Origin of the sequence: Puia sp., from assembly GCF_035546395.1 — a bacterium.
Classification (GTDB): Bacteria; Bacteroidota; Bacteroidia; order Chitinophagales; family Chitinophagaceae; genus Puia.
Map to the genome: position 1 here is coordinate 51857 of NZ_DASZXR010000017.1, position 12547 is coordinate 64403.

At 56.8% G+C, this 12547-nt stretch carries 7 protein-coding genes; 5 read left to right on the forward strand and 2 right to left on the reverse strand.

Going from position 1 to position 12547, the window contains the following annotated elements:
- Positions 1-50 precede the first annotated feature (50 nt).
- The 5 genes from VHE34_RS25310 (at position 51) to VHE34_RS25330 (ending at position 9000) form a co-directional block, all read left to right on the forward strand.
- Positions 51-2234: a glycoside hydrolase family 3 C-terminal domain-containing protein gene (locus VHE34_RS25310; RefSeq protein ID WP_325593177.1), complete on the forward strand. Its 2184-nt coding sequence runs from the start codon at positions 51-53 to the stop codon at positions 2232-2234.
- 7 nt (positions 2235-2241) lie between these two features.
- Positions 2242-3414, forward strand: a complete 1173-nt coding sequence (uxuA, locus tag VHE34_RS25315; RefSeq protein WP_325593178.1) for a mannonate dehydratase — start codon at positions 2242-2244, stop codon at positions 3412-3414.
- A 61-nt stretch (positions 3415-3475) separates the two neighbouring features.
- On the forward strand, positions 3476-5953 hold the full coding sequence (locus VHE34_RS25320; protein ID WP_325593179.1) for an ABC transporter permease: 2478 nt from the start codon (positions 3476-3478) through the stop codon (positions 5951-5953).
- Between the two features lie 64 nt (positions 5954-6017).
- The gene (locus tag VHE34_RS25325) at positions 6018-7610 is read left to right on the forward strand and encodes a M1 family metallopeptidase (RefSeq protein WP_325593181.1); all 1593 of its coding nucleotides are present in this window, start codon (positions 6018-6020) and stop codon (positions 7608-7610) included.
- Positions 7603-9000 carry a Xaa-Pro aminopeptidase gene (locus VHE34_RS25330; RefSeq protein WP_325593183.1) on the forward strand — a complete coding sequence of 466 codons (1398 nt, stop codon included), beginning with the start codon at positions 7603-7605 and terminating at the stop codon, positions 8998-9000. The genes VHE34_RS25325 and VHE34_RS25330 overlap by 8 nt, the downstream gene beginning before the upstream one ends.
- Before the next feature lie 164 nt (positions 9001-9164).
- Here the strand turns inward: VHE34_RS25330 and VHE34_RS25335 are convergent, their stop codons facing one another.
- Together VHE34_RS25335 and VHE34_RS25340 are read right to left on the reverse strand one after the other, a co-directional pair.
- A complete protein-coding gene (locus tag VHE34_RS25335) occupies positions 9165-11891 on the reverse strand; it encodes an outer membrane beta-barrel protein (protein ID WP_325593185.1) in 2727 nt (908 codons plus the stop codon).
- Between the two features lie 10 nt (positions 11892-11901).
- Positions 11902-12492 (reverse strand): nucleotidyltransferase family protein, encoded by a 591-nt coding sequence (locus VHE34_RS25340; protein ID WP_325593187.1) that lies wholly within the window; start codon positions 12490-12492, stop codon positions 11902-11904.
- Positions 12493-12547 lie beyond the last annotated feature (55 nt).

Here is a 12547-nt window from a genome sequence, read left to right on the forward strand (position 1 = left end):
TTGCATTGTCAACTATTTTCGCTATTTTAGCTGCAAATAGCAGCTCTGCCATGCAAAAACTCCTTTTCGCCTCAACACTTGCTTTTGGAATCCTGACTGGCGCCGAAGCGCAGCAGGAGCCCTTTCTCAATCCTTCTTTATCCATCGATGCGCGGGTGCAGGATCTGATCGGCCGGATGACGCCGGAGGAAAAGATCTACCAGATGATGAACAATTCCCCCGCGATCAAACGGTTACACGTACCCGAATATGACTGGTGGAATGAAGCCTTGCATGGGGTTGCGCGGAGCGGGATCGCGACCATCTTTCCGCAGCCGATCGGGATGGCTGCCACATTCGACGATGCCCTGGTGCACCAGGTGGCCGATGCCATTTCCGATGAGGCGAGGGCGATGTACAATGCGGCGGTCAAAAAAGATTACCGGCCAAGGTTTGCGGGGTTGACCTTTTGGACGCCGAATATCAATATCTTTCGCGACCCGCGCTGGGGACGGGGAGAGGAGACCTATGGTGAAGATCCTTATCTGACGGCGAGGATGGGGGTGGCGCTGGTGACAGGGTTCCAGGGAAGTGATCCGCGTTATCTGAAGGTGGCTGCCTGCGCCAAACACTACGCGGTGCACAGCGGGCCCGAGCGGCTCAGGCATCAGTTTGACGCCGAGGTGTCGAAGAAAGATCTTTGGGAGACCTATCTGCCGGCGTTCCATGCGCTGGTGAATGCGAAGGTGGAGGCTGTGATGTGCGCCTATAACCGGACCGATGGAGAGGCCTGTTGCGCGAATACCTACCTGCTCGAAGACGTCTTGCGCAAACAATGGGGGTTCAAGGGGCATATCGTCTCGGATTGCGACGCCATCGCCGATATTTACGAAGGTCACAAGCTGGTCAACAGCAAGATGGGGGCTGCGGCCCTTGCGTTGCAACGCGGGGTCAACCTGAACTGCGGGGATACCTATCTTGCCCTTGGCGATGCGCTGAAACAGGGGCTGGTCACGCAAAAGCTGATGGACAGTTCGCTGGCGGTGTTATTGCGGACGCGGTTCAAGCTGGGACTTTTTGACCCGGCGGGGTCGAATCCTTATGACCGGATCCCCGAGTCGGTGATCAATAGTCCCGAGCACCGGGCGCTTTCCCGGAAGGTGGCGGAGAAATCCATTGTGTTGCTGAAGAATGACGGAGCGTTGCCCTTGTCCACAGGGTTGAAGAAATATTATGTTACCGGTCCGAACGCGGCCGCCGTCGACGTTTTGCTGGGAAATTATTATGGGGTCAATCCGCAGCTCGTGACCTTTCTCGAGGGGCTTGCCGCGCAGGTGCAGCCGGGCAGCCAGATGACCTACCGGCAGGGGGTGTTGCTCGATCGGCCCAATGTGAACCCGATAGACTGGGCCAGCGGCGAGTCTGGTACGGCCGATGCGACGATTGCCGTGCTGGGTATCTCCAGTCTGCTGGAAGGGGAGGAGGGAGAGTCATTGGCGTCGCCCTTCGCGGGGGACCGGCTCGATTACAATCTTCCTGCCGCGCAGATCGACTATCTCCGTAAGCTGAAGAAGAACACCAGACATCCCCTCATCGCCGTCGTTACCGGCGGCAGTCCGATGAATCTTGCCGAGGTGCAGGAGATCGCCGACGCGGTGTTGTTGGTATGGTACCCCGGCGAGGAAGGGGGGAATGCGCTGGCCGATATTATTTTCGGCAAGGTCTCGCCCTCGGGTAAGCTGCCGGTGACCTTTCCCCGGAGTTTTGAGCAGTTGCCGGCTTATGAGGACTATTCGATGAAGGGGCGGACTTATCGGTATATGATTGCCGAGCCGTTGTATCCCTTTGGGTTTGGGCTTTCTTATACTCAATTTGCCTACAGCGATCTGCGGGTGTCGAAGGACCGCGTGCACAAAGATGAGTCCGTGACGGTTGGGGTAACCCTTACCAATACCGGAAAAATGGCGTCGGACGAAGTGGCGGAGCTGTATCTTACCCATGAGGGTGCAAACGATTCCGAGCCTTTATTCGCGCTGAAAGGATTCGAGCGTGTATCTTTGGCTCCAGGCGCTTCGAAAAAGCTTAGTTTTGTCCTGACCGCCGAACAGTTGTCGCTGGTGGATGCGAATGGGAAATCTTTCGTTCCTGCCGGGAAGGTCAGGATCAGTGTGGGTGGGAGTCTGCCCACGGCACGCAGTGTCGCGCTGGGAGCGGGACAAGGAGTAAATACCGAAATAGAAATCTTGTCGAAATAATCAGATTATGCTACGACCTTTTTTGATGGAAGAGACGATGCGGTGGTATGGGCCAAAAGATCCGGTTAGTCTTTGGGATATCCGGCAGGCGGGGTGTACCGGTGTGGTGACCGCCTTGCATCATGTGCCGGTCGGCGAGATCTGGACGGTGGAGGAGATAAAGAAGCGGAAGGCCGAGGTGGAGAATGCCGGGATGCGCTGGACGGTGATCGAGAGCCTGCCCGTGCATGAGGATATCAAGAAACAGACCGGCGACTTTCAAAAATACATCCTCCATTACCAGGAGAGCCTGCGGAATGTCGCGAAATGCGGGATCGAGGTGGTGACCTACAATTTCATGCCGATCCTGGACTGGATGCGGACGGATATTTCGTATGAGATGCCCGATCGCAGCCTGGCGCTGCGATTCGAGAAGGCGGCGTTCGTCGCCTTCGATCTTTTCCTGTTGAAGCGGCCGGGTGCTGCGGCCGATTATACGGCCGAGGAGATCAGGAAAGCGGAAGTAAGGCTGGGCACGATGACCGCGTCTGAGAAGGAAACGCTATACCGCAATACGCTGCTGGGGTTGCCGGGCAGCGAGGAGCGATTCACGGAGGAGCAGATACTGGCTGCCTTGAAAACCTACGAGGGGATCGACGCCGTGAAGCTGAAGCAGCATTTATTTTATTTTTTGCGGCAGGTGGTGCCGGTGGCGGAGGTGGAGGGGCTGAAGATGGCCATCCATCCCGACGATCCGCCATATCCTATATTGGGGCTGCCGCGGATCGTCAGTACCGAGCGGGATGCCCGGGAGCTGCTGGACTGCGCGCCTTCGCCGGCCAATGGGCTTTGTTTCTGTACGGGCAGCTATGGCGTGCGAGCGGACAACGATCTTCCGGGGATGGTTCGCCGGTTGGGGGATCAGATCCATTTTATCCATTTGCGGAGCACGAAGCGGGATGCGGAAGGCAATTTCTTCGAGGCCGATCACCTGGGCGGCGACGTCGATATGGTCGCGGTGATCCGCGAATTGCTGGCGGTTCAGGAGCGGCGGGGGATCTCGCTGCCGATGCGGCCCGACCATGGGCACCAGATGCTGGACGATCTTAAGAAGACCACTTACCCGGGATATAGCGCTATCGGGCGGTTGCGGGGGCTGGCGGAGTTGCGGGGCGTGCAGGTGGCGTTGAGCCAGGTGTGACCGGTATATTCGTCGATTGATAAATGCGGGGTTTTCGGTACCTTACTGAAAACCTTGCCCCATGTTCGGCTCTTTCTGGAAGACGGCCTGGCGGAATATCGTTCGCCACCCGGCGTTTGCTCTCATCAATGTCCTTGGGTTAGCCCTTGGCATTTGTTTCTGTTTGGTTATTTTCCTTGTTGTACGGTATGAGTTTTCTTTTGACCGGTTTCATCCGGGCGGGGAACGCACGTATCTTATCGGGCGCAGGCACGGGACTGGGCCCAATGCCGGTGATACGATCAACGAAAGCAAGGTTGTAACCGCCTTGCCTGAAGGAATTCGTCGGGAGGTATCGGGTGTAGAGGCTGTGACGGGTTTTTTCGATTTCGACCGCGGGCATCCGTTCAAGGTTCCCAATGCCCGAAGCCGATCCGGCTTTACCGATGTAACGCCGTCGGATAATAGCCCCTGGGGGGACGTGTTGGTGGCAGATGCCAGTTATTTTTCACTCTTTCATTATCAATGGCTGGCCGGGACCCCGGCCATTTTACAGAAACCATTCCAGGTGGTGTTGTCGGCCAGCCGGGCACGACAGTATTACGGGGATTTGCCCAATGCGGAGATAATGGGAAAGCAATTGATCCTCGATGATACGGTGACCTTTACTGTGGGCGGTGTCGTGAAAGACTGGACGGAGCGATCCGATCTTGTCTCGAATGTGTTCTTGTCCGAGAGCACGATGGAGGTCACGGGGTACAAGAAGCGGTATGCCCTTGGAAAATGGTACAGCCGTGTTCCCAGCGCCGATGTCTGGACCTTTCTCCGGCTTTCGCCCGGGACGGATGTCGGTAGGGTGCTGGAACAGCTGCAGACTATTGCCAAGGCGAATATGTCTTTTTTCACGAAGCAGCAATTGTCGATGCTGCCATTGATGGATCTGCATTTTTCTGTCGATTATCCACGGAGTCCGATCCGCAAGGTGCACCGGCCGACACTTTATGGGGTGGTGGCGCTTGCCCTCTTTATCCTGTTATTGGCGGTGATCAATTTCATCAATCTGTCGACCGCGCAGTCGATCCGGCGATCGAGAGAGGTGGGGATACGGAAAGTGTTGGGGAGCGGCCGTGCGGCGCTGGCATCGCAATTTCTGCTGGAGACCTTTATCGTTGTCGGATTTGCACTGATGCTGGCCACGGCGCTGGTACCTGTGATGTTGCGGGTGTTTAGCGATTACATTCCGGAAGGAGTCAAGTTTGTTCTTGACGGTACGGCAGTGTTTTTCCTGTTGGGTATATGGGTGGTGACTACTTTGCTGGCGGGATTTTATCCGGCGCGGGTGTTGTCGGGTTACCGGCCGGTGATCAGCCTGCGGGGCGCGGCGGAGTACCAGGGTAATTCCGCGTGGAACCTGCGGCGGGGGCTGATCATTTTTCAGTTTACGGTTTCCCTGGGCTTTATCATTTGTACGTTAGTGGTGGGCCGGCAGGTGAGCTATATGCTGAATACGGACTATGGAATAAAAAGGGATGCGGTCCTTTTGCTCAATACCAATTGGAATGACAGCCTGAGTAAGCTGGCGGTGTTGCAGAACAAATTGGCGGGCTTGCCGCGGGTCGCCGGGGTGGTCCGGCAGTCGGGGCCGCCGTTTAACGATTGGGGGTTTAGTCGTCGGAACTGGGCTGCCGGGGCGGGCGACTCGTTAATGTTGGTAGAGATGAATGAATGCGACGAAAGCTTTATCCCATTTTACGGGATACGGATCGTTGCCGGGCGGAATTTGCGGCATACGGACAGCTTGCAGGAGTTGGTGATCAATGAGTCGGCGACAAGGTATTTTGGCTTTGCGAGTCCCGAAAAGGCGGTGGGCCAATTTCTGTATTACCCGAACAATGACAATAAGAATAAGAGGACAGCGGTGCCGATTGCTGGAGTCGTGGCTGATTTTCATACGGCTTCTTTCCAGGAAGCGATCCGGCCGGTGGTGATGGGGAATGTGCCGCAAGAAGAAAGATGGCTTGGAATCCGGTTGGCCGTGGGGGGCCGTGGCGCGGAGGGGTTGAAAAAAGGGATGGACGACGTACTGCGGGTCTTTAAAAGCGTTTACCCGGGCCGGGAGGCGGATTATGGTTTTATGGACGAGGTAATTGCTTCTTTTTATGCAGAGGAACAGAAGTTGTCGAGACTGGTATGCAGCGCAATGATCGTGACCGTTTTCATTTCCTGTATGGGGCTGTTCGGGGTCGCGTTGTTTGCCGTGGAGAAGCGGACGCGGGAGGTGAGCATCCGGAAGGTGCTTGGGGCGAGCGTCCGGCAGATCGTTGTGCTGTTGTGCAGGGATTTTATCGCACTGGTGGTGTTGGCGATGGTGATCGCGACACCGATTGCCTGGTGGTATATGCACCGGTGGCTGGACGGGTTCGCGTATCGCGTTTCGGTGGGTATCCCGTTGTTCCTGGCTGCGGGCGCCTGTGGGATCAGCGTTGCCTTACTGACGATCGGGTGGCAGGCGGTGCGGGTTGCGCGGACCAACCCGGTGGATCATTTGAAGGCGGAATAGGGTTAATTAATAGGTAGGCTGATCGTCTCACAATCCTTACCTTGCGAGTCTTATCGACTCTATTATGGTCTTACGAAATTTTCTTTTTGGGCTGGGGTTGCTGATAGCCGGCGTCGGCTATGCACAAATGCCGCCTTATGGCGGGAAGCTCAAGCCGGAGCAGGCGAATATCGATGTCCGGCATTACACCATCGACCTGGCGCTGAATATTGCCGACCGCAGTCTTGCGGGGTATGCCATCGTTAACTGTGATCTGAAGGCGCCCGCCACCGGGTTGCTGTTCGATCTGATGGACTCGTTTCGCATCTCGAAGGTGACGGTGAATGGGAAGCCGGCCGAATATACGCATGAGCATCATGAGATCCACATTTCGGGGTCATGGCCGGCGGGGCCTGCCGTTGTCCGGGTCGACTATGCCGGTCACCCGATGATCGCCAAGCGGCCGCCCTGGGATGATGGATTTACCTTTACCCATGACTCGACGGGTCATCCCTGGGTCGCGGTGACGGCGGAGGGAACGGGGGGAAAGCTTTATTTCCCCGCGAAGGATCATCCTTCCGACGAGCCGGATGAGGGCGTCGATATGACCATCGCCGTGCAGAAGGGGCTCGTGGTGGCGGGGCCGGGGCTGCTGGCCGGGGTCAAAACCTCGGGCGGGTTGAGTCGCTATCATTGGAAGACCAACTATCCCATCAACAACTACAGTATTGTTTTCAACGCGGGGGATTATACGGTCGTGAACCGGAGCTATACGACTGTTGACGGGCATACCGTCCCGATGCAGTTCTATGTGCTGAAGGAACATGCGGCCAGCGCACCGCACCTGCTGGAGATGATGGAACATGCCGCCCATATCAAGGAGAAATATTTTGGCGAATATCCGTGGGCAAAGGAGAAGATCGGGCTTGTCGAGACCCCGCACCTGGGGATGGAACACCAGACGATGATTGCGTATGGGAATAAGTTTCACTATACGACTGTCGGCGGGCAGGATTTCGACTGGTTGATGAACCATGAGTTTGGTCACGAGTGGTGGGGCAATAAAGTTACCGCGGGGGATTGGGCGGACTATTGGATACATGAAGGCATCGGAACTTTTGGGGATGTCTTATATACACGGGAGATGGAAGGGGAGGCGGCGTATGAACGCTATTTCCAGCAGGTCGCACCGCGTATCCGCAACGACAAACCTATCGTGCTGGGAAAGGATATTGAAGAAGAGGAGGCCTATCAGCCCGATATCTATCCCAAGGGCGCGTTCTTTATGCACACCCTGCGGTATGTCATCGGCGACAGCGTTTTCTTCCCGGCCCTCAAGCATTTGGCAACCGATAGCGCCATCACCTATACGCATACGGCGAACACCGCCGATGTGGAGCAACTGTTCAGCAAGGCCTCGGGGGTCGATCTGTCCCCCTTGTTCCATTTGTTCCTGTATACGACGCAGAAGTTGGAGATCGAGGTCCGGCAGACCGCTCCGGGGGTGTATAACATCAAGCTGCTGAACATCGATATGCCGTTGCCGCTTGATATCACAACGGATGCCGGGACGAGCCGGCAAATGGTGGATAACAAAAAGGGAGTGACCGTCAAAAGTGCGGCGATGCCGTTGGTGGATACCCGTGTATTCTATTTGAAAAAAGTTATTTATGAATAGTCATCTTTTTGATAAGAGCGTTTACGAGGCGCGTCGCCGCCGGTTGAAAGAACAGTTGGGTAAAGGGGTGATCATTTTGTTGGGGAACGAGGAGAGCAGTATGAACTACAAGGACAACCTGTATCCTTTCCGGCAGGACAGCAGTTTCCTCTATTTCTTTGGTTTGGACAAGCCGGGGCTGGCGGGCATCATCGATATCGACAACGACCAGGACCTTATTTATGGCCGGGACCTGACGATGGATGAGATCGTGTGGACGGGGCCGCAGCCCTCATTGGCGGAGCAGGCCGCGGGCGCGGGGATCGTGCAAACCCGCGATATCGGTGAGTTGACCCGGGATATTGCGTCGGTAAGGGGAACGGGCCGGACACTGCATTTTTTGCCGCCCTACCGCCCGGAGAATGTCCTCAAGCTGAGCGGCTGGCTGGGAGTAGGGCCCGGAAGTATGAAGCAGCATGCATCAGTGCCGTTGATCAAGGCCGTTGTGGAACAACGGAGCATCAAGTCGGCTGAAGAGATCGAACAGATCGAGGAGGCCGTCAATACCACGGCTGCGATGCATCTTGCCGCGATCACCGGCGCCCGGGACGGGATGACGGAGGCGCAGCTGGCGGGGGGATTACAGGGTATCGCGATCAGCGGCGGCGGCAACCTGGCCTTTCCCACGATCCTGACCGTGAACGGGCAGGTGTTGCACAACCACTACGGACCGACCGTGATGAAGGAGGGGCGGATCGCGATTTGTGACGCCGGGGCCGAGAATGCGATGCGTTATGCGGGTGATATGACACGGACCTTCCCGGTAGGTAAGAAGTTTACCAGCCTGCAGCGGGAGATGTATGACGTCGTGCTGGGGGCGCAGGAGGCGGCAATTGCGGCATTGCGACCGGGGGTGCTTTTCCGGGACGTGCATGCGCTGGCTGCGGAGAAGCTGATGGAGGGCCTGAAGGAGGCCGGGGTGGCGAAGGGCGATCCTGCGGCTGCGGTTGCCGCGGGTGCGCATACGGTTGTCTTCCAGTGCGGACTTGGGCATATGATGGGCCTGGACGTGCATGATATGGAGGATCTTGGGGAGGAGTATGTCGGCTATACCGAGACGTTGAAGAAGAGTAAGGAGTTCGGCTGGAAGTCGTTGCGGCTTGCCCGGGAACTTGAGGCGGGGTTTGTCGTGACGATCGAGCCGGGGCTTTACTTTATTCCTGAATTGATGGATCAGTATCGGGCGGAGGGGAAGTTCAAAGATTTTATTAACTACGATAAGCTGGAGGCATTCCGGTCTTTTGGGGGGATACGGATCGAGGATGATCTGCTGGTGACGGAGAGTGGTAGTCGGATACTTGGTAAACCGTTGATTAAGAAGGCGGTGGAAATTGAGGGTTTGAGGGGATAATCAGCGGCTATCGGAGCGACTATATCGCAAAGAAAGCTACTATCGGATCAGCATAGGGGATTGGCGGATCGGCATAGAGTGTACTCATCCGATTGTTATTGTGCTTCGACTTCTTATCCGAGGGGCGGTGTACCGCCATTTCCCGCCCCGGTGACAAAGCCTGGCTAGGAAGGCCGTTTAACCGTTGGAAAATGGTGGAAGCGGTAGATAAAGCTCAGCAGCAGGATGCGGCCTGGGATGTTGGTTTGTTGGGTCTGGACATAGTTCAAGCCGACCGTCTGTGTAAAGTTGCTGGGCGTGTTGAGGATACCGAATGCCGAGAGGCGGATCTGGGCGCTGCGGTCGCGGAAAAGGTCCTTGTAGATACTGGCGTTCCATAGTGAGACCTGTTTGCCGGGGAGAGTGCCCTGGCTGCCGTTGATCTGGATGGTATAGTTGCTTGCGACGGTAAGGGCGCCGGGTAATTCATAGGCAGCGTCGATCGTGTAGTTCTGCACCCAGGTATTGGTGTTTTGGTTGGCGTATATCGAATAGAGGGAGGTGGCCTGGTCGATGCTGCCGGCGCCTTCGACGAAGACCTTGTCGGTGGGGTGAAAATTCAGCTTCACGGTGCTGCCCCAGCCCAATCCCGTTGTCCTGTTCCGGCTGCCGTTGACGATGCTCACGTCGCGGCCATAATGTCCCCGGAGGGCGATGCTGCTGTTGCCTTTCCGCTGATCGCCGAGAGGGAAGCCGTAGGTAAGATTCGAGGACAGATGCCAAACCCCGTCCACATTCACATATTGCTGTTGCTGGATCCCGCCGGGCAATGCGGTCGTTGCCGGGGTGATCTCGTGCTGGGCAAGATCGCCCTGCAGGGATAGCTGGAGATTGTGAAAGGTATGGCTGTTGAAGCTGGTGTAAGCTGCGTTCAGGGTATGCGTCAGCTGCTGGAGCAGATCGGGGTTGCCGATGCGGACCAGGAAGGGGTTGGTGAGGTCGGGGAGCGGCTGGAGTTGTTGGATGGTCGGGCTGGTCGTGCTGGCGGTATAGGTCAGTTTGACACCGCTGCCTTTTGAGGGCGCGTAGAACAAGGAGGCGCGGGGGTACCAGTTCACCTGGCGTTGGGTGATGGCGGTGGCCTTGCTCAGATTCCGGTCGTCGAGATCGCTGAGCTGGAGGGTGACACCCAGCTGGTAACGGTATTTGCCTTCCGTGGCGTTGTAGCCTGCGCTGAATCGCTGGATAGTGTTGTAGTTGATGAAATGATTGGTGGTGAGGGTATCCGGAAGATCGTATTGGCCGGTGGCGCTGTCGAAGTCATTGGACTGTTTGTCCGAGTGGCTGACGCTGTGATTGATCCCATAGGTGAGATCGACGATATGTCCCGGCTTCAGCGGTTCGGTATAAGAGACCGAGGCGTTGTAGTTATTGTCTTTTGAGAACTGGTCGGATCGCTGGTTGGTCAGCGTTCGTTGCAGCAGGGCCTGGGTGCTGTCGAAGTTATTTACGAGGTTATAGACGGAGGAAGGTTGGTCCTGGTGGCTATAGGATTGGGATGCGTTGATGAAGAGCGTTCGTCCCGGGAGCCGCCAGCGCCGGCGGAAATTGATCGTGTTGTTGAGGGAGTAGCCGTCCGAATGGTTGCCGTTGCCGGTGTGTCCCTGGGAGCTCAACCAACCGGCCGTTCCTTTTTCGGTGGAAATGGCCACGGTGTCGCCGTTGTTGGACGAGGAGGCCTGGGGCGCCCAGACGCTGCGGAGGTTGAGGGTGGAAAAACTGTCGATGTTGTATTCTGCGAAGGCATTGATGTGCCAGGACCGGTTGCGGGATACCTGGCTGCTGTAGCGGTTCTCGTTCAGTGCGGAGTCCGTGAGGATCGTCTTTTTCCGGGTCGACTGGTCGATGGTGGTGTGCGAGCCGTTGGTGCCTGCGTTGAGGGTAAGGTTCAGCCGGTTGCTTTTGTTGGTCCGGAAGTTCAGTTGTCCGTTGTCGAGCGTCTGGAGACCGCCGCTGCCCGGGCCGGTCCTATTGTCGGCGCCGGTGAACTGGTTGTTCATGTTGTTAAGGTTACCCGTTCCGAAGATCCAGTTGGCGCCGAGGTTGGTCACCGTTCCCCCGGTGGAGTAGCTGCCGGTGAGATCGGATGGGCTGGTTGCGCCGCCGGAGCCCGTGGCGGCGTAGACCTTGCCGAAATACCCGCGGCGGCGATTTTTCTTTAGCTTGATATTGATGGACTTTGTGCCCGTCGTCTCTTTTATCCCGGTGAGTCTCGACCGGTCGGTTTGCGAGTCGAAGGCCTCGATCTGGTCGACGATATCGGCGGGAAGGTTTTGGGTGGCGGTCCGCGGGTCGTTGAGGAAGAATTCCTTGCCGTCCAGGTATATCTTGTCCACTTTCTGACCCTGCATGGTGACATTGCCGCTCTTATCGATATCGATGCCCGGCAGTTTGCGCAGAAGGTCTTCTACGGTGGCATTCGGCCGGGTGGGATAGGCTGCGGCGTTAAAGGCGATGGTATCATTCTTTACGATGGCCGGGGGGATCACGGCATGGACCACCACTTCCATCATGGCCCTGGCGCTGTGATGGAGCAGGATGCGGACCTTTTTCCCGGTGCTGTCGTTGTTGCCGAGGGTTATCGAGGCGGAGTCTGTCGCATAGCCGAGATAGGTAGTAACGATCCAATACCGGTTGGCGGTGAGATGATCGAAGACGAATTCCTTTTTACTGCGCGCGCGGCGTAGCAAACTGCCATCTCCGGCGCGGACCAGCGAAACCGTAGCGTCTTCGAGCGGCTGTTTGGTGAGACTGTCCCGTACCGTACCGCGGATCGATAGGGTGGGCGACTGGGCATTGCCCGTAAGCGTCACGAGCCAGAATAGAAAGGCGAGCGCAGATATCCGAACCATAGGAGGATCGCTAAGATACGAGGAGATGTTGGTAATCGGCGGTTGAATCGACGTCCCGCAGGATATGATCAGTGGGCATTGCGATGGGGCGGAGATGTTGGGCGTTGTTACGAACGAGGGTCCTGCAGCCGTCCTCTTCGGGGTGTTGCAGGATCGAATCCCGCCATGCGGCGGAGAAGAGGACGGGATTGCCCTTCTGCCCCTGGTATTCGGGGACGAGAATGCAATGGATATTCCTGCTGTATTCCGGTTCGAAAGCCTTTATGAGGAGGACATATTCCTCCGGCGTGATAAGGGCCATGTCGGCGAGGCAGATGAGGTACCCCTGACCGGCGGCGATGCTGACGCCGGTTTGGATGGAGGACGTCATGCCTTGTTCGTGATAGGGATTGTGGATGATCCGGGCGGGAAGGTGGCTGAAGGCGGCGGTGGTTTCGGCGGCCTGGTGACCGGTGACGATAATAAGTTCCCCGACGCCGGCCGCCAGGATATTTCCGGCTGTGATGACGGCTAAGGGTTTCCCCTTCCAGGGGAGTAGAAGTTTGTTTGAGGCGCCCATTCGCCGGGAGGAGCCGGCGGCCAGCAGGATGGCGGTAACCATGGGACAAAGATAGTATTAACCATGGGGGAAACATTCCGGAATATCGTAGCTTTGA